16 protein-coding genes are annotated in these 19,669 nt (G+C 39.9%); all 16 read right to left on the bottom strand.

Annotated elements, in window-relative coordinates:
- Positions 1-14: 14 nt before the first annotated feature.
- The 16 genes from RT084_RS10070 to RT084_RS09995 all read right to left on the bottom strand — a co-directional run bounded on the left by RT084_RS10070 (position 15) and on the right by RT084_RS09995 (position 19,669).
- On the bottom strand, positions 15-587 hold the full coding sequence (locus tag RT084_RS10070) for an AMP-binding protein (RefSeq protein WP_313099752.1): 573 nt from the start codon (positions 585-587) through the stop codon (positions 15-17).
- Between the two features lie 36 nt (positions 588-623).
- A complete protein-coding gene (locus RT084_RS10065) occupies positions 624-1,688 on the bottom strand; it encodes an IS701 family transposase (protein ID WP_472796079.1) in 1,065 nt (354 codons plus the stop codon).
- 29 nt (positions 1,689-1,717) lie between these two features.
- The gene (locus tag RT084_RS10060) at positions 1,718-2,128 is read right to left on the bottom strand and encodes an AMP-binding protein (protein WP_100285270.1); all 411 of its coding nucleotides are present in this window, start codon (positions 2,126-2,128) and stop codon (positions 1,718-1,720) included.
- Between the two features lie 286 nt (positions 2,129-2,414).
- Positions 2,415-3,497 (bottom strand): helix-turn-helix transcriptional regulator, encoded by a 1,083-nt coding sequence (locus RT084_RS10055; protein ID WP_060995973.1) that lies wholly within the window; start codon positions 3,495-3,497, stop codon positions 2,415-2,417.
- Positions 3,498-3,513: 16 nt separating this feature from the next.
- On the bottom strand, positions 3,514-4,197 hold the full coding sequence (locus RT084_RS10050) for a metallophosphoesterase family protein (protein WP_060995972.1): 684 nt from the start codon (positions 4,195-4,197) through the stop codon (positions 3,514-3,516).
- A gap of 3 nt (positions 4,198-4,200) precedes the next feature.
- Entirely contained in the window at positions 4,201-4,797 is a 597-nt protein-coding gene (locus RT084_RS10045) for a hypothetical protein (RefSeq protein ID WP_203171185.1), read from the bottom strand.
- Between the two features lie 4 nt (positions 4,798-4,801).
- Positions 4,802-5,572 carry an F-box domain-containing protein gene (locus tag RT084_RS10040; protein WP_203171186.1) on the bottom strand — a complete coding sequence of 257 codons (771 nt, stop codon included), beginning with the start codon at positions 5,570-5,572 and terminating at the stop codon, positions 4,802-4,804.
- Between the two features lie 75 nt (positions 5,573-5,647).
- Positions 5,648-6,505, bottom strand: a complete 858-nt coding sequence (locus tag RT084_RS10035) for an SIR2 family NAD-dependent protein deacylase (protein ID WP_312384844.1) — start codon at positions 6,503-6,505, stop codon at positions 5,648-5,650.
- A 31-nt stretch (positions 6,506-6,536) separates the two neighbouring features.
- Entirely contained in the window at positions 6,537-7,277 is a 741-nt protein-coding gene (locus RT084_RS10030; protein WP_312116990.1) for a hypothetical protein, read from the bottom strand.
- A gap of 20 nt (positions 7,278-7,297) precedes the next feature.
- On the bottom strand, positions 7,298-8,143 hold the full coding sequence (locus tag RT084_RS10025; RefSeq protein WP_312384846.1) for a PP2C family protein-serine/threonine phosphatase: 846 nt from the start codon (positions 8,141-8,143) through the stop codon (positions 7,298-7,300).
- 129 nt (positions 8,144-8,272) lie between these two features.
- Positions 8,273-8,974, bottom strand: a complete 702-nt coding sequence (locus RT084_RS10020) for an IS1 family transposase (RefSeq protein ID WP_312384848.1) — start codon at positions 8,972-8,974, stop codon at positions 8,273-8,275.
- A gap of 156 nt (positions 8,975-9,130) precedes the next feature.
- Positions 9,131-10,396 (bottom strand): Wadjet anti-phage system protein JetD domain-containing protein, encoded by a 1,266-nt coding sequence (locus RT084_RS10015; RefSeq protein WP_219332357.1) that lies wholly within the window; start codon positions 10,394-10,396, stop codon positions 9,131-9,133.
- Between the two features lie 9 nt (positions 10,397-10,405).
- Positions 10,406-13,771 (bottom strand): ATP-binding protein, encoded by a 3,366-nt coding sequence (locus tag RT084_RS10010; protein ID WP_313099732.1) that lies wholly within the window; start codon positions 13,769-13,771, stop codon positions 10,406-10,408.
- 49 nt (positions 13,772-13,820) lie between these two features.
- Positions 13,821-14,813 carry a DUF4194 domain-containing protein gene (locus tag RT084_RS10005; protein WP_313099729.1) on the bottom strand — a complete coding sequence of 331 codons (993 nt, stop codon included), beginning with the start codon at positions 14,811-14,813 and terminating at the stop codon, positions 13,821-13,823.
- 33 nt (positions 14,814-14,846) lie between these two features.
- On the bottom strand, positions 14,847-16,319 hold the full coding sequence (locus RT084_RS10000; protein ID WP_076775510.1) for a DUF3375 domain-containing protein: 1,473 nt from the start codon (positions 16,317-16,319) through the stop codon (positions 14,847-14,849).
- A 53-nt stretch (positions 16,320-16,372) separates the two neighbouring features.
- Positions 16,373-19,669 (bottom strand): type III restriction-modification system endonuclease, encoded by a 3,297-nt coding sequence (locus RT084_RS09995; protein ID WP_313099724.1) that lies wholly within the window; start codon positions 19,667-19,669, stop codon positions 16,373-16,375.

Raw genomic sequence — 19,669 nt, 5'->3', positions numbered from 1 at the left:
GATGAGCTCCTGCCTCATGTTTGGAAAATGCAATAGGGGTTGGTCGGATGCTTACCCATCACCCCATCGCCGCGATAGCCCTCTGGCGAAACCAGCAAAATTTCACCCCCCATCGATAACGGTAATAATCCTGTAACCATGACGGCATTGACGTGAAATAGGGGTAGTCCGCACAGCACGACATTGCCCTGATTTAGCATGTCATCACCAAACAACGCCCGTGCCTGTAAGACATTGGCGACTTCATTTTTATGATTACGCATGGCGATTTTGGGCATGCCAGTTGTACCACCGGTTCCAAAGAATGAAGACAGATCCTCAGGGACAATGGTACGGGGATTAATTAATCTATCTTTGGGCTGGCTTGCAATCCCAGCATAAAAGTCATGATAGGTGACCGTCTCTGGTAACTGCTGTACAAATTCTTTACTTGCATCTGGCAAGGTTATATTAAGTTGATGGGTGAAATGATGAGCCATCGTCACCCCAATGATATGCTGCAAACTTGGGGTAAGCTTGGCAACCGCTACCGCCTTGTCCCAAAGCTGCGGCTTATTATCTTGATTGGGTAATGGCGCAAGCGTGATAAGTAGCGTGGCTTTGACTTCATTTAATAACTGAAGTTACGCACCGCTAATAGCCTTAAGCTGGGCAAAAGCCGACTGATTAGCAGAAATTAGTAACTTTGTACGCAAAGCGAAATGATTTAACTTGGTTTTGATTTTCAAACACTCAAGCTTAAACACCGCATACATAGGTAAAAACATATGATTAAACCGAGCCCTTTGGCTATGAGCAGGCGACTTACCCAAATTGGCATTTTGCTTTAACGACTTATGATACACTTCAACCTGCCATCGTTTTTGATAGCCGTTGATAAATTTATCCTTGTCGCATTGCAAATCTGAGCATACCAGATATAACACCCCTGTAGAATCGTCCTTGTTTGTAAAGACTCGGCGTAATAACAAGACTTCATCATGATAGTCATTTAAAAAGCCGTGAACAGGGGTATTATCGGGTAGATTAGATTCATCAATACGTACAAAGTTACCTTTTTCTCTATCATCCGCGGTTAAAGCCACCAAGCGATTTGACTTTAACGCAAAGATGAAATGCTTGTTAGCTTTACGAATATGTTTGAATGTCGCTTTGGCTGAAAACCAAGAATCGGCTAATACATAGTCGAATTTGACTTGGTTTTTGATTGCGCTATCAAACATATCAAGCAGTCGCTGATTTTTGGTTTTATCACTTTTACGTTTAACCTTGCCTTTGTCATCGGTAAAGACATTGGGTTTGGTGATGATGTCAAAGCTTAAGGGTATGTCGATATCTTTGCGATGATACAGACAGTTAAGCAGGTTAATGCCTTTAACATTTTTGTTTTGAGTGTGGTCGTAGTGCCAGCAGTTGATGTCGTCGACGCTTGTGTGTGGTTTGGGCTGTATGGTGTCATCAAAGATGAGATAGCCGATGGCATTGGGTGTGGCATTTTCATGCTGTCTTAGCATGGGTTTAATCAGTTGCCATTGTTCTTTGGCGGTGAGTGTTTCACTGTTTAGAAAGCGGGTGATGCTGTCATGGTAGATGCTCCCTTGTAGTAGATTGGCAAGTCCTGTGGCGGTGGTTTGCCCAAAACTTGCGATGAGGTAGTCGCTGTAGAGTTCTATCATGTCTTTGTTCATTTGTTTACTCTCGCTGACTGCTTTTTTTGTTATGATAGCGCTTTTTTAAAGGGCTGCGTAACTTCAGTTAATAAGCCTGCAATCACAGAAGGTTCAAGCAATGGGTTAATCGGAAAAATAATACCCGTTGCCTCACTGCCCCAGATACAAAAATGGGTTTCGGGTAAATTTGGCAATAAAATCCCAATGACCGTATCTTTATCCGCACCCAATGAATAAAGCATATTGGCCGTTTGACGTATATATCCCAATAGTTCCTGATAGCTATAACTGGTGCTGTTTTGATACTGCGTAGCATTTAACACAAAGGTAAGGGCTTTTTTATCACCAAACTGAGCCTCGCTATCACATAGCATCTGATAGGTGCTGCTAGGCAGGTTTAAAGGAAAATTTTGTTCATACTTTTTAAGGTCATCCTGATTTTTTATTTGCTGGTTCATCGTGTCAAAGTCCTTTTTATGGTTAAATCAAGTGTTACACTGGGGTGAAAGTGTCTGTCAAAATAATAAGGTAAGTTAGTTAAATATTCTGATAGTTTTTCGTATACATTTTCTATGACTAGTCGATTTTACAGATAAACTGGGTAGTTATAATTGCTATTCTTGAATGACATAAAACAGCATGTTAATTTTGAAAGACTAACGGTAATTTGGTTCTAATTTAGTTCCTAATCAATATCAATATAGCACTAGATTAAATTTAATCGATGCCTATCTATTCAGAGTTTTATTTATCATATTGATTTAATCCATCCGTCAATCTATCAATAATAATTTCTCTAAGCTTAACAGGCTCAATAACTTCTGACATATGCGACATACTGATCAGCCAATCCTCTAGCCTTACGGTATTCATCACGGTCGCTGTAAGTAACAAGTTTTTTTCATCCATTTTTTCTAAAGTCTGATCGTTTGATAGCGGTCGCTCGGTCAGATGTTGGGCAGCCATATGATTAATTTTAAGCTTTAATTTAATTGGCTTTCCTCGCTGCGTTAGATGGGTTTCAAGCATGCCCTTTCGACTTAATTCTTCCAAACTTAAGTCGTGCACCCAACTTGGTATTGGTTCTTCTAAAATCTGTACGGATTGGATGCGTATGATGGCGTAATTTCGGTTGGCATCTAAATACACTTTTTCAGGGGTTGATATACTTTCCTCTACTTTGTAAAAAGCAGTTAGGTAAATCATATTATCAATAAATATTAATCCCCTTGGATAAACCCACCGTGTAACAGGCTCATTTGCCCATTTTGCTAGATAACTTATTTTTAATCTTTTACCATCGATGATCGCTTGATGAATAGTTTTTAGAATATGCTCGTCATATTTAGGCGCTTGCAATAAACTTGGTATCGTAAATAGGTGGTTTTTCCATTGCCCAAGCTGACTGATTTGATATTGCAGATTTTGATGATTTTTGACGTTGGCGATTTTGGCAGTTAGGGTGTTGTGAATATCTTTCGGTAAATAGTTGGCAGTAAATTTATCGAGCATTTCCCAAAAGAATAGGTTTTCGTTGTCAAAGCTGTCTAAGGTAAAGTTGGGGTGAAGGTAGTATTTTGGGGTTTTGCCCGCTACTGAACCCTCTGCCCATGGTGGAATACGACAAATTGAGTTACTGCCAAACAGTGAATACAAGGAAAGTAAGTCTTGCTCTAGCAGTTTGGCTCGGCTCTGTGCTTTTTCGCCTATAGGGTTAAAAATGGCTAGAAGCTCGCTTAAGGTTTTGGCATTCTTCTCGCCTTTGGGTAAATTTTGATATAGCAGAATTAAGCGTTCGCCACGGTTTTTTTCCATGATACTAGGCATTATTTTTCCTAAAATGCTAAAGTTTGGCTAAATCAAAATGTTGCACATTGCCATTTAAATCGACTTGATAAATCCTCATTTGACTAACTTCAATCGCTGTCAGATAACCACCGCCATGTGCAAAGGTATCGACACAAATTAAGCCATTTTGATGGTAAACTTTACCGTTTTTTTGTGCCGAATGTCCGCAAATGATGGTTTTGCCTGAGATGTGATCTTCTTGTCCATCGAGCGGAATAAATCGCCAGCGTAAACTGTCACCGGTTTGTTTATCCATTGGTAGGTGTGGCAAGGGTGTGGCATGGGTAAAGATAAAATCATCTGTTTGGAAATAAGGCAGACTCGTTTTTAACAGTTTGTAGTAAACATAAGGAATTTGCAGTAGCCCTTGCAAATCAATGGTTACGCCAAAAGATTGTAGGGTTTCGATACCGCCAAATTTTAGCCAGTATTTGAGATATTCTCGTTCGTATACTGCACCTAGCATCATTTCTTCGTGGTTGCCCTTTATCAAAATAACATGACAAAGCATCTGATATTGCATGATAGTATCAAGCACGCCTTTACTATCTGCTCCCCTATCGATGACATCGCCTAAGAAGATAAGGATGTCATCAGATTGGATATCTAGGGCGGATAGCAAGATGTTAAGTTGCTCGTTAAAGCCGTGTATGTCGCCAATGGCGTAAGTTTTAGGCATAAATCAGATTTTACATCCTAATGTGTGTGATGTTCTGCTTTTAAATGCTTCAATGATTTTATTGGCTTCTTGTTCATTGAATAAATCTGCTAAATCAATTCGTTCGCCGTAAATGCGATATTCAATTAAATCTGAATTATCTTTATATATGCCTACTTCTCCAAAATTAGGATAATTACTGTTATACCACACATCTCGATACCAGTTATTTTTTCTTGTATATTTGACACATTGATAAACATATAAATGTAATGTACTTGATGTTTCGGTTTCATTACTTTTGACAATAATATCGAACACCAAGTCGTCTTTTTGCAAATGATTTTGCCACTCTTCACCTTCAGGAATAGATTTTGTTTTGTGCCATAGTAGGTGCATATCTAACATAGGTAGAAAGCGTTTTCCCACATTTTCATCAGTGTATATTTTATGAATTGATTGTGGACTATAGTTATTAGGTAAATCATGATAATAATGTTCTGCCCCAAGTTTATCCTTGGTAAAATCAAGTAATTCTACGATACGTTGCTGATAATCAGCAAGTAATCTATAGGCTTTACGTACGTCTTGTAGAACTTCTAACATTTGATTTTTATTCATTTTGTTATCCTAAAAATGATGGAAAAGTTTCATGCGTTAAGTAAATTGGTTTTGGATTTTTCCAAGATTTCTTCTCAATTTTGGAATTTGGTATAGCTTCAAAGTTAATATTACAGTTATCACGATTAATATTTTCTAACCATTGCCGTGGCTGATGTCGAATGCCATGCCAAGCGTATGCTTCTCTAATATCGCTTAGTAAGCGTTCTAAAGGCTCTAACTGGTGTTCAGCAATAGCAAACTCTAAAGCTAAGTATAGTTGTTGCCAACTGACAGCGTAAAATTCATAGGCAAAACTTGATTCCAAGGCACTATCAATTTGTTTTTTAAGATTATCAATATTTTGTCGTTTATAATCACTCATACCACCCACAGTTAATAAAATTGGATTCGTGATTCCTTCAAGATAAGCCGTTGATATCTCATTAGCAAGTTGATAAGCATATTGTTGTTGAACGTTATCATATCTTTTCGCTTCAACAATAACCGTTCGACCACCAAATTTTAAAATAACATCAGGCTCAACTTTACAACCGCTTTGGTTTTGCCAACTTGCCCAAAAAGTAATTTCACTTAAAGGATTCGCTGTTATTTGATTATTAAAATTAAAAAGGTTTTGAATAAAACGGATAAACACATCATCAGGTAAATATGCGATACGCTCAAATACACTTGCTGTTAAAACATCTTCTGCTCCTTGTGTCTCTCCAATTTTTAGTCGTGTTCCGGCAAAGCCAGTACCTAGTTTTTTACCATGCAAAACCGCTGATAACATTTTTTAATCCTTAGTCTTTTAATTAGGACTTATTTCAAATTAGGGTGTGTCGCTAATTAATTACAAATATACTTTTTAAGTTAAAAACATTTTTTCATTTAACATATTTAAACCCTCGAGTGCCCCCACACTCACCCCAAAACAATTACTATTATCAGGCACTTGCGGTTCTCGCAAATTAACACGCAATAAATTTACCGACTCATTAATTGGATAACCAATTAATCGCTCACTAAAATTTCGCACGCTCGGCACCGCTGTCCCTGCCCCCAATTCAATAATGGCTAGTTTGTTAACTTGCTTCAGCCAAGCCATTAACTTCCGCTCTTTTTCGTCTTGCATCTGCGATTGCCAATGCCAATCGCTAAACATCAAGATATTGGGGCGCGCCATTCCGCCGCAGTGCGGACAAAAGGGAAAATCATTGATTAATTGACAATGATATTCATCAACAACAGGCACAAAGCTATCGGCTGACCAAATATCACGGGTACAATTATCCAAACATTGCAACCAATGAATTGAGCCATGACATTCAAAAACCTTATTATCGTCAAATCCGACCTTTTGGAACTCACCATCGACATTACTGGTAAACACAAATGAGCCGTTTTTAAGATTGGGTAATGTTTCTGACCATTTTTTAAGTAGATGAAAACCTTGATGCGGTTCGACTGCTCGATACGCATTGAGCCTCAAACCATAAAACCCCCACGCCAATTTTGGATTGGCGTGGAACAGTTCTGGCGTTGCCATATCGACAAAACTTTTACCAAGGTGCTTTAGCGGTGGATAGGCTTTCCAAAATCCTTGGGCACCTCGAAAGTCAGGCAAACCTGAATCGACCCCCATCCCTGCGCCTGCAGTGATGAGTAAACCATCAGCTTGTTTAAGGTGTTCGGCAAAATGGGTTAACTTGGTTGTATTATCCATTTTTATTCCTTTGCTGTTGTCGTCTGAGATACTATTTAATTGAGTTGCCTGCTCTTTGAGTTGGATTAGTGGTTTTCATCGGTATATCGTCTTCTATAATAACTGGCTCAATATCATCTTCTTTATCGGCATAAACCAAAAACATACAGATACAACAACCCTGCTCACCTTTTTTCCAGTAATCAAACTCATGAAAGAAACTTAACTGATAAAATGTAGTCGCATCATTAACCATTAAATTTTTATCTATTTGTTGGATAATAAAATCTTGCTGCTCACAACCAAAACTAATATCCGCAAACATATTAATCATCACGTTTTTAATCGGATAGTTGGATGATAGTCTCTGTAGTTTTGAGATAAACTGTTCACATGCTAAAGCCACGCAATTTTCACCACCTGCTACACCATGTAAAAATTCAATATTTTTGTTACCAGAAATTGCCCATTTTACTTCGTCCCAACTCATACCAATGATGCCACTACCGCTATGTAGTCGTTGAAATGCTTGCATAACTAAAGGCACTTCATTTAGTGAACACAAGATGACATTATCCGCAAGTTTTAGGCAATCATAATCTTTACCAGTGCCATTAATCGCAATCAAATAATCCGTTTGCGCCTGTATCCGATAGCGTTGCAAATCTGCCAAATCAACCTCATCACTCGCCACAAAAAAAGTGACTTCATTTTTGCCATTGGCAATTTTATGTGGTTCATATTTATCGACTTTTACAATGTCACTATCAAGTACTGATGAATTATTTTCCATTTCACACACGCCTTTTTTCTTTAATGCTCATCAAACCTTACTAAAATTGCTGTTGCGTTATCATACGCACGACCTTCAGAGGCATAAATCTGCTTACGTAACTGTTTAAGCCATGCTTGCAAATCGGTATGCTTATCGATACTTTGCCATTTATCGCAAGGCACTAAGTCATGTACGCCATCGGTACATACCACTAAGCAATCATCTGATGAGACCTTTAACGTTTGACTGTCAAAAGTAGGCATTGGATTGTTGTCTAAGTCACTATCGGCAATCAAACAATCGGTTAATGCATACATAGGACTTGCCATACCGTCTTGGTTATATTCGCCAAAGTCGGCTTGGCGATTTTCATTTTCCGCTTTTTCATCAATCAATTGATTGATTAGATTATGGTCACTGGTGATACAGTGCCAAGTTTTTGTGGCAGCTGAAAAATAATAAACTCTACTGTCACCGATGTGTTTGATAACGATGGGCGGATTGGTTTCACTGGCTTTAGCAAGTGGTCGATAGACTAGGGCAAGCGTCGCGGACGCGCCATAAAAGCGTTTTGGTAGGGTTGCGACTTTTTCATAAATCTTTGAGATATCCATGACAGCCGATTGATTTGAATTGTCTAAATAGTTTTGCCACAGTTGTTTGACTGTTTTAACTGTCTTAAGGCTAGCATATTGCGATAGATTAGATTCTGCTACACCATCGGATACCGCAACACAAAAGGCGTCATCACATCGATGCACAGGTGTGATACCAATCGCTTCTTGGTAATAATCATCGACAAAGAAAAATGCATCTTGCTGCAAGCGGTTGCTGGCATTGCCTTGAAAGGTCATCGCACAAATCGTAGTGGAGAGTCTGGTCATATCACGAGTCGAGTAAGAAGGTTAATCTGATTATAACCGTAAAGTTGGAAAAATATATTCTAGGTTTCTTTATTCGATATAGTCCGTGATTCAATACGTTTTTTGGCTGTGGTATAAAAAGTATGCTTCCTAGACCCAGCCATAATTGACATAGTGGAACAGTAAATCAAACGCTTTAAAATGATTTGCTAGCTTTTTCGAAAAACAGCTTGTCTTTCGAAAGACTCGCCTAAGCCTTTGCCTAAAACGATTGTTGTTCCCTTCAATATCAACCGTATGGTATTTACCCACCTTTTTAAAATCAAAATCAAAGGCGGTTAAAAAGCTATCCCAGTTATCACAGCAGACATAGCCAAAATCAACACCTAATTCATCAAGCTTGGCTCGTAGCTGTTTGGCTGTCTTTAAGTTGCGTTTGCCCCATATGAAAGCGACAATCTCACTTGTTTCTGGGTCATAGGCGTAAACAAGCCATACCTTGTTTTTCTTATGCCCCACATATGTCCAAAACTCATCCACTTGCAGTTTTCGGTAATAGCGTCGTTTAGGTTTTATCTCATAACTGGAATTGACCAAAACGCTTAATACCTTGTACTTGCTGACTTTCTCGATGACAACAATGTCAGCAATGCTACAGCCTCGTACTAACATTAAACGTATCTTGTCATCAATATCGCTTTTACAGCCTTGGTAACTTAGCTCCGTCTCATGAATGAATTGTCGATGACAGTCTTTGCATTGGTAGTTCTGCTTGCCATAGATTTTCCAGCCGTTTTTCTTTATACTAAAGCCAAGACAGCTTGGGCATCTGATTGTAATTTGTGTCTTCATAACCTCAAATTAGCATCTTTTTCTCAAGCTGTCTTTTTTATTTACACCTCAGCATACTTTTCAAACCAGTACCAAATTGGGGAGTATATGCCGTATTTGGTGAGGGCGGGGTTTGAAAAAACGTATTAGCTTTATGCCACTGCTATAATGAATAAATTAGATTTTTAACCCAAGAACCCAGTTTTTTAATACCTGTAAAATAACATCTTGATGGATAAACTCCTGCTCAAGTCGTCGCTTGTCAATATCTTGCTGCTGAATAAACGCAAACAACTCGGCTTCGTCAATGGTTAAAAATTTGGGTGCTACTTGATTAAAAACAGGCTCGGCAACGCGTTTATGATCATGGCTTCCTAGCGTATGTTTATCCATCATTAATGACTCAACATGAGCACAGCATTTACGGGCATAAGAGAGCATTGCTAGCCCTTCTGAGTCAATATCACCCCAATAGCCCACTTTTTTATGCTTCAGCCATTGTGCTTTTAACCATGTTAGGTTCTTTCCACCGCCAGCGACAGCAATCGTATTGGCTAAATTTGGTAGCATAAAACAAGGTGTTTCGTTTTCGATGATTAAGATATTATCTGCAGGTAATTCGAAGTTTAATAACGTTTGAGAAGATAGTTTTAAAATAGGTAAATTCGCCAAAGCCAATTTTGATGCATCGCATAGTGGTCGGATAAATAGCCAATCTTTTGGTTTACTTTCACAGCCGAGCCAATCTAATAATTCAAGCTGGTTGTTTTCATCAATGGTATCTAAAGCAATAGCTTTGTCGGTTTGGTGCAGGCTTTGCACTAGAATCTCAATTGTTCTAAAATTATTTTCTATAAACTTAGTGTCAATACCTGCGACGTTTACCGCTCTAAGGTAATTACCTTTACCCATACCTTCATATAGTTGTGGAATCAAGATGACTAGATTGGCAATTTGTTCATTAGATAAACGTTCAATCATATCTAAGTGATTAATTAAACTATCAAAAATCCTTTTTTGTGTGTCTGGATTTGGGCTAAGTTGAACTAGACTTTTAAATTTAAATTGCAAACTATCAAGGCGTTCAATCGCCACTTTGCCCAAAATTTCAGCAAGCGTATTAAGGTCATGGATAATTAACTTTACTGGAATAGATTGCTCACCAAGAAAACCTAAATTTTTAGTTTCTAATTGGATATGGCTATTTGGATGCTGAGTTTCGAAAATCTGCCACGCTTTAACAAAAGCTTGAAAATGTAGCGTGTTTTGAGCGGCTACTTTACCAGAACTTGGGGGTTTAAGTGTTATTTCAATAGCATTTTCCTGGGAGATCTCATGGTTTAGCAGTTGTTTAAATCTGCCTAAATTCTGCCAGTAACGCTGATTAAGTTCTTTGAGAACATCATTAGGCAGCTTGCCCCACGTAGTTTGAATTTGATTCATACCATGTTCCTATGTTTCAACATGGGTAATTTGAATGTTCATTTCAGCTAGCTGTTCATTCAGATGACTTGTTTGCTGTTGCGCTTTTTGTTTATCGTAGTCTTGCCAAGTCACTTCGGTAAGCCTGCTTTCATGGTCATTGATGTTGCGCTCACAGATAATCAGGCTATTGGCAGCTTCACGGGCTAGGTTAAGGTTTTTGTAAGGGGTTATTAAGTTGATATGGATATTGAGTTCTTTAAATACTTTCAGCACACGGCGACTGACCGATTCCTGGGTGTTGGAGAAAGCTTCATCTAAAAATACAGTACTGTAAATCGGCTTATCGCCTCCTGTTGGCGTAAGTACATAGGCAAGACTTGCAGCAACAATAATACCTGCGAACGATTCTTTTTCTCCCCCTGATTTACCGCTTGATGAGCTTAATATATCTATCACGATATCATCACCTGTTTCAGAATCTATTTTAAACTCTTCAGCATTAAAACTCATTTGGTAACGTGGGTCAAGCAGTCTTAAGCTTTCAAGGTTGCTTGCTGTAGTGCCATTAGCGGCTTTATCAAGTACCGCGTTGATATCACTAAGCAGCTTAAAGCGTTTTTCATGTTCTTCTGTGGTCATGAGTTCCATGAGCATGGCAAGCTGTTTATTAAATTCGACTACATTGACAATGCGTTCTGGCTTGATTTTTAGGCGTAAAAATGTACCTTGGCGAAATTCGGTTTTTTGAAGTACCAGATTGACTTGCTCAATACCTTGTTTGATTTGTTCTAACTCACTATTCATTTTGGTCTTAAAGTTCGCCAACGATTGGGTGAGATTATTATTCATACGGCTTTTAAATTTTGTCGTAAGTTTTGCAAGCCCTTCTTGTATTAGATGGTCATAATGGGCCAGAAAATCTGGCATACCTTGCTCAGTTGCTGACCAATCTGACGTGATAGGTTGCCATTTTTCATTGCCTTTAAAATTACCCATAATACCAATCGCTGACTTACTGTCTCGACTGATACGATTACTAGCACTTTCAATGTCTTCATTAAGGCGAGTTTTTAATACATCGGCATTGTGAGCGAGTTGTTTAAATTTTTTATCCAGTTGCTCTATGATGGCTTCGCTCATCGGGTGGTTGGCTAAGATATCGTTTTGGGTGATTTTAAGCTGATGGCTTTTTAATTCTTGAGATTTCGCCCCTTCTTTGCGATTAAGTTTAATTAGCTGGCTTTGTAACTCGTTAAGATTTTGTTCAGCTTGTTGATATAGTTGTTTTGCTTTGGCAATATCGCCTTGGGCATTTTCAAGCGTGGCAAGTTCTTGCTGTTGGTAATCGAGTTGGGTTTGCCAAAACGGTGCATTGATATCATCCCAGTTGGTTTCAAGTAATTTGTGCCAACGATTTTTTAATATTTCTATGTTGGTCATGGCTTGGCGAGCTTGTGCGAGTATTTTTCCTTGTTCGACAAGTTGAGTTTTGAACGTTTGTTGTTGAGAAAGCAGTGAGTTTAATAAGGATTGGTTATTAAAGCCCAATTGCCATTCACGTCTGTCATCGATTTTATGCGTATCTTTTTTCTCAAAACGCCCCCATTCTCGATGAATCAATCCTGTAATCGTCATAGAAAAAGGTGTATTATCCAGTTGCTCGCTATCATCGACACAGGTTAAATCATATTTTTTTAAAAACCCCTTAAGCCAATCACGGTAAGGATGTTCTCGCCATTTAAGTTTTCGCAAAAACCCATTCGCTGAAAATTCAGTCGCTGTGGCGCTGGTATTCTCAACCACTTGCACTCGTAAATGTAACCCAGTGTGCCGTTGCGTGTTGATGTAGCTAGTGACAGCTGGATAATCCTGTTTACTCACAAGTAAAGTTGTTTTGAGACCCCCTAAAGCGCGCTCGATTGCCCCTTGCCAAGCGGTTTGGCTATCCTCAATATCCAACATTTCACCGATAAATTTGGTATTTTGTGATAGATTTAATTCTTGGCAAAGGGCATCTCGCCAATGTTGTAAACGTAATGGAATATTGGAGTCTGGGCGTTGTCGAATTTGCTCTATTTCACTTTCTACACTGCATAGATCTTGTTGCGTTTGACTAAATTTACCTGTTGCTAAACCAAAGTTATTTTGTGCAGTGGTGTATTGCTCGCCTAAAATCGCTTGATTATTAGTTGCTTGCTGTTGATGTTGTATAAAGGTGGTTCGCGTTAAGTTTGTTGTGATATCCAAAACTTCACAAAGCTGTTGATAGGCAGACGCATTTTTGCTAGTACGGCGTAATCCATCTTGGGTATAGTTAATATCTTTTTGTAACGATTCAATGCGATTACCGCCAAGTTTCATGTATTCATCACGGTAAGTTTCGGCAGTTTGTCTGGTTTGCTCAAGTTGTGTTTGTTTATCAAGAATGGCAGTTTCAATAGTTCGATAATCCGTTTCTAGCACTGCAAGCTCTTTTGCAAGGGCGTGTTGTTCGATTTTGGCAAGATAAATGGGAATAGCGTCTTTTAAAACTTCAAGTTCGCTAAGTTGCTGTTTGGCTTCTTCCATTCTTTTGGCGAGTATCGGTAGTTGTTCAAGCCGTTGAACTTGTTCTTGGGCATCGACTAATATATCGTGTTCTTTCTTTAAATCTTGAAACTCTTTGACAATAGCTTGAGCATCTTCTCGTAAGTTACTCGGCTCAAGTACAAGGGTACGGATAAGGTCGGTTAAGTTATCGATTTTTTTAAGCCCTAATGCTCGAGAAAGCAAAGCTGGGGCATTTTTGTTGTTTAAGTGCAAAACTTCTTGATACAGTTTTTGATACTCATCAAAGGTTGTCATATGCTTGATATGCTGACTCTCCAGCCATGTTTTAAACGTGCGGTCATATTTCTCATCAAACTCTGCCAGTACCGTTTTTAGCTTTACATCGCGATTGGCAACCAAATACAGGCGTTTGATATCACTGGCACTGGTCGCTGTGCTATCTGCCCAAAATAGCGCTATTAGAGTAATATCATTACCATTATCTTGGCGATAATAAGCTCGTAAGCCTGTGACGACTTTTTGACTGCGTTTGGATTTGGTGGCGGTGGTTGTCCCATCATGTTCTTGACCATAACTACCACGCATATAAGATAGAATGGTACGATCTGCCTTGTCGTTTTGAGCGGCGGCGATGTTGAAATTGGCTCTACTAGGTGGCATTAGTAGAGCCATTAGTCCATCAACCAGCGTGGATTTTCCTGCACCGTTATCTCCTGTAATCAATGTGCCATTTGGGTCGATATGAGCAGTATGCAGGTCTGCAAAGGAGCCCCAATTAAATAGCGAAATTTCTCGTAGTTTTATTTGTCCGTTATCGGATTGATTAAGTAGCGTGGCTTCCATGACATATCTCTTTTTACTTATAAGATTTATTTCTAGTGCTGTGTTAATATTAAAATAGGCTGTCCTGCTGTCCGAATAGTTGCGTGTCCCCTGCTGTATTTTTTGTTGGCAAGTTAAGTTCTACTACTGTGTCATTTTTCACTTGATTAGTGACAGCATTGCTCGACTGTTCTAGATTGTGTTCTTTATCGTCATACTTGTCTGGCATCTCACCAAGCAATGCGATGTATTCATTGAGCATGGCTTGTAATAGGCTTGCATTGACGATATAACGTATCATAGGTGTGATCTCATAGCGTTCAACGTTGCCCCGTTTGAGAGTAACCAATTTATGATTTTTAGCAAAATGCTCCAGTCTCGCTGAGAGTTTTTTCTTATCTTTTGAACCGTGGTCGGTGAGTGGCAAAAATGGCGACATTAAACTTTCTAGTTTTTCGATATCGATGATGATTTCAGTCTCGCCCAAGTTTTGGCGTTCTTGATAGTACTTACGCAAATTGAGCAATAAAAGCGTGTCATATACGTTGAGCGTACGTTTTTGAATCATGGACGTAATATCTTCGCCATCCAGTTCAGCTTGCTCGGTGTCATTTTCGAAATTATCTAGCCCTGTAAGCTGTTCATGGTTTTCTGCGACAAAATCCGCTCTCGCTACGAAAGCAACCCCGCTATGTTCATCAATAATTAAGCTACAATAGATCTCGGATAAATGACGGCGAATACTGGTTTGATGACGCACAATATTGTCAAATAATTGCGGTTTGGCACTGTGCAGTATCACGCCTTGCTGAGATAAATAAATCAACGCTCGGCGTGCGTCAGCTGGCATGTCACTCTCAGTAATAGCGGTCGATTGAGCATCTGATCGCGCATCGAATGACCCATTTTCATCCATCTTTTGTGTGTTCAGTTTTTGCCTATCGCTACCATGATCAATATTTTGGCTTAATACTCTCGAAGCCTTTGAATCATTTTGCTGTTGGGTGTCAAAACAGGTCGAATTATCGGTGCTAGTTACCATGTTAAAAAAGCTGTTTGTCATTATTTTTCCAGATTTATTCGCTGTAAGAGATTTTTATAACGCTAACGCCATCGGATTATCGATAAAATCTTGAGGGAAATGCTCAGTTGTCAAAATTAGCTTAGGTATAGTTGCTTGTAGCTGATTACCAAATTTATCATTGACCAAAATCAACTCTGTTTGTCCGATGTCGGTGGCTTTGACAGCTTTTGCAATACGGATGAACGCGACCAATTCCTCAAGTCCTGCTTGAATTGGCATATAGTTATTGATACTCGCTATGCTCATCGCACCGTATTGATCTAAGGTGTAATAGATTTTTTTGGCGACTTCAACGACCTGGACGGTTTCTAAATTTTCTAACGTTTTTTGGCTTAGGGTGTGATTGTTTTCATGCTCTTGAATGTCGCTTAAATCAAGTTTTTCTTCAGCAATTCTGAGCCGTATACTATCAGGCGATGAATACGGCATTTTGCCGACTTTAATTGTTAGATTCAGGTCTTTATCAATAATTTTTGGCGTGTCTTTAAAGGCAATTGCCCGTTTTTCAAGTTGACTAATTAGCCTATCAACTGCATGATTCTCGCTCATTGCGCCACTTTCAATGTAAGACTTTAACTGTTCTTCAGTACGTCGTCTGATACGAAATACTCTATCACTTTCTCGTGTTAGCTCTGAAATAATGGTGCTCAAAAACTGGTGGTGATGTGGGGCAAGTTGGTTTTTATCAGTGGTTTTGAGCACACTTCGCATCTGCTCGGTAAACTCGGTTAAGCGATTGTCATCGGATAACAAATGAAAAAATCCATCAAATGCACTACCCGCATCAGTTTTGGCAAGTAAGTCTTCTTGTTCAAATACTTTTTGCAGTAACTCGCCTTTACTCAAGTTATCATCAATCATTTGTACGCGTAAGGTCTTATCCATTTTGCGGATTTCTTCTTCAAGTAGCCGAAAATCCCCTGTTAAACTGTAAGCAAGGTTATAAATTTCTCGAATTCGTTCCTTTTTCTCATAGTCATTGAGATAGACCATTTTACCTACATTTAAGTCATTGATTTGGCTTTCTAACTGGGCTTTTTGTTTCTCTAAAATAGCGATACGCTCGGCCGTATTTTCACTCATCATCACCGCCAAATCTCGAACCGACTCTTGGACAATCCGCAGATGCGATGCAGATGTACTGATAATCCGCTCATCAAAACTTTGGCAAAACCGTAATACCCTATCAGTAGCGTCAGTGACTGTCAGGCGGTTATCCATTTCTCTAAGCCAACCTTTTTTTATCCAATCATTCAGATAGGTCATTGCGTTAGATTCGGTTTGCCAACTGCCATCAAGCCGTGCTTCATCCAAAGCATTATCGAGCAATATTCTAGCTTGCCCATAACTAATTTCATTGTCGGTCTCAAAAGCAGTAGCAATAAAAGCTAAAATAAATGGGGCATTATCGGCTCGCAGTAGTCGCCATGCAGCCGACTCTCGAAAGTGACGTTGGTAATTTGCCGATTTTGCCATAAAGCTCATGATGATGCCTTTTTTAGTCTATGTTGTTTGGGCTTATGCGATACGCCCTCTGTCTATTTCATCCCTACGATTTGCATTAAGCTGTCAAAGCTATTAACTACTTCATAGCTAACTGGCATTTTTTCAACTGCCGCCAAGGTATCCACTTGTTCAAGTTCGCCATTGTTACCTTGTGTCTGTTGCAGTTTGGCAAAAAACGCTTTGGCACTGGCGATTTTTTGTTTTTCGGTCTCTCTCAAGTCTATTTCGCTGGTAGAGCCTTTGGTCTCTGCGACAAAATAGACATGACGCACCTTGTCTTGATTAAAGGCAATCGCCCAGTCAGGGTTATAACCGCCAAATGGCGTGGGGATGACAAAGTTTTTGGGCAGTTTGGCATACACTACGACTTCATTGATGTGCTGTTCTAGCTCTGCCAAGAATTTGCGTTCAACATCCGAGTCTGTTTCCACATACTCCCAGACATGACGATTGGCTTTAATGGCGGTATCTGACAACGGAATATTACTCACAAAGATATCGTTACTGTCATACCGCTCAGATGTCAATTCATACGCGATATTTTGCACGATCAGTTTGGCCTGTTGCTCGTTGATGATACGGCTGACTTCGCTGATAAAGGCTTCTGGGTTATGTTTAAACTGTGAAAAGACCGCTGAGTTTATTTTACTCAATACAGCAACGACGGTGCCACGGGTCAGATTGGTACGGCTTGCCACTTGCCCGATAAGGTCATAGCGAATCGGCGTTTGTACATTCACACTGTATTGCTCACGGTTTGACTGCACTTGCCCAAAGCTGTCACCTTGTCTGAGTGTGTCGTAATCTAGACTATCTTTTTGCTCAGATGTTTTGACGGTATAGGTGAGTGACTGGACAAAGTTGTTATTACGCTCACGGCTAACTTTATCAATTTCGCTGATACTCCCAGCAATTAATTTTTCGCTATCAAGCTGGATTTGATAAATCGATTTTTGGTTGATGCGTCGCCATAGGGCTTGGAATTCTTTACGGTTTAGATTGTCTGGATTGATGGTATTTTTGGGTTTATTACCGTTGTTAAACATGCTATCAAAGGCGTTGGGATTAACAACGCTGCCAATTAACTTATGAACGGAATTTTCAAATGGTTTTAATTCTTCTGGTAATTCTGGCAATTTGCCGTTTTCTTTATCTTGATGATAGCTTTCTGACAGATTACCTGCTTTATCCGTGTAACCATGCGAACGTAAATAGAAGAAAATTTCATTGGCTGTATCGGCATCAATGACCATTTGCCCGCCAAGCTCACTTACCAATGTTTTACCTGTAAAGTATTGCGGATTGGCTTTGCTTGGGCGAGTTGCAAGATTTTCGAGCATTTCTTTTTGTAGATTACCGACAAATTCAACATAGCTTTCATTGGTAATCACGGTTAGGTTATTCAGCCGATGTACTTCACCGAGTGGTAGATAGCCACTGTCCATGCGTGTGCCATGTTTATCCACGGCTAGACGTAATCCCCGCCCTACTTCTTGACGGCGAGAGATGACGTTGTCCGAGTGCTTAAGCGTACAGATGACAAAGACATTGGGGTTGTCCCAGCCTTCACGCAAGGCAGAATGCGAAAAGATAAAACGCACATTTTTACGAGCGATTTGTTCGTCACTATCGAGCCGTTCGGGGAAGGCAAGCAAGGATTCTTTATCCTTCAAAATCAAATCATAGGCATCGATATCATCAGCGACCAGCACTTTTTCGCCCAGTTCTTCGTCTTTAACGCTTTTGACATTGGGATCGACCATGTGGCGTTTTTTATCAAGGCTAAAATAGCCGTTATGCGTACCTTGAGCAGTGATGGTTTTAAGATAGTCCTGGTATGGGTCATTTGTTAGGTTTAAATCAATGCGTTTGCCTACTTCTTCGCTGTAAGTCTGTTCGAAGATATCAGCATATTCGCCATTCACCGCATTGCCGTCCATGTCGTACTGGCGGTATTTGGCGACTTCGTCAATAAAGAATAAACTTAAAACTTTGATGCCTTTGTGAAATAACCGCTGTTCGATGTCCAAATGTGAGCGGATGGTTTCTCGGATTTGGATACGGCGTAAGTCTTTGTCATCCCCATCGCCTTTATTACTGTTGCCCTGCCCAACGTGTAGCACAATACCATTGGCAAATTCGATACTATCGGCGGTGACTTGGGTGACGGTATAGCGGTCTTTGTATTGTTCGGCTTCTTTGGATACTACAAACAAGTCATCGCCTTTTGCAATATTCCGGATTTCACGTCGAAACTCGCCTTTGGTTGATTTGATTTCTAGCTCTAGCCGTGCAACGGGCGCTTTGCTTGAGACAACCACGTCTTGTAAGTACAGATAGCCATTTGTGCCCGTCAAGCCTTTGACTTCAATGCCTTTAACGGTGATTTTTTTGACCAGTTTTTGGTTATAGGCATCCAGTGCGTCAAGGCGATACACTAGGTTATAGTCACGCTTGTGGGTGGCGGAATAGCGTAGGATAAATAACGGGTTAAAATTGGCAAGGCTTTGTAAGGTCTTGTCCGCGCCCATTTTTTGCGGTTCATCTAGGATAATAATAGGACGGTTACGGCGTATCACGTCAATGGGACGGCGAGAGCCGAATTCGTCTAGGCTGGCGTAGATTTTGCGTGATGCTTCGTTGTTCGCCCCTTCTTTGATGGTGTTAAAGGCTTGCACATTAATAATCATGATATTGATACCGCCATCTGAGCTAAAGCTCTCTAGGTGGTGCAAGGCTTTGGAGTCGTAGATAAAGGCTCTTGGTTTTTTGCCATATTCTGCCAGTAGGTCATCCGCCATCATGCTAATGCTTTTGTTCACGCCTTCCCGAATGGCGATACTGGGCACGACGATAATAAATTTTGACCAGCCGTATTGTTTGTTCATCTCAAATATGGTGCGTAAATAGGTGTAGGTTTTGCCTGTACCTGTTTCCATTTCGATGTTGAGATTGAGCGGGCTTTGGGTCAGGCTGTCGCCTTTTTTGTTGTCAGCTGTGACAAGCTCGGTGGATTTTGGTAATTGTCTATTGGCTTGCACCGTTTGGATGTTTTTAAGAATTTCATTCAAGTCAAATAACGGCGTATTGGCAAAGCCGATATTTTCATCGTCTAACATATCATAGGTTTGTAAGGCAGAATTTTGCAATATATCAGTTTCGCCAAAATCTAGCCCTGCCTGTTGTGTCACGCGTTTGGGGGTTGGCTGTATGCCCCTATCGAGTGTATAGCGGGTTTGCCCGATAAGCTGCTGTTGTCCACGGAACACATCGACGACGGCTTGCACGGCATCGAGTTGGTAGGTTAAGGGTTTAAAGGTGATTTTCAT

It is taken from the genome of Moraxella sp. CTOTU48717 (assembly GCF_032057165.1).
GTDB classification, from domain to species: Bacteria; Pseudomonadota; Gammaproteobacteria; order Pseudomonadales; family Moraxellaceae; genus Faucicola; species Faucicola tetraodonis.
The sequence above is the reverse complement of the archived record's forward strand: the minus strand, read 5'-3'. Positions and strand labels throughout refer to the sequence as shown.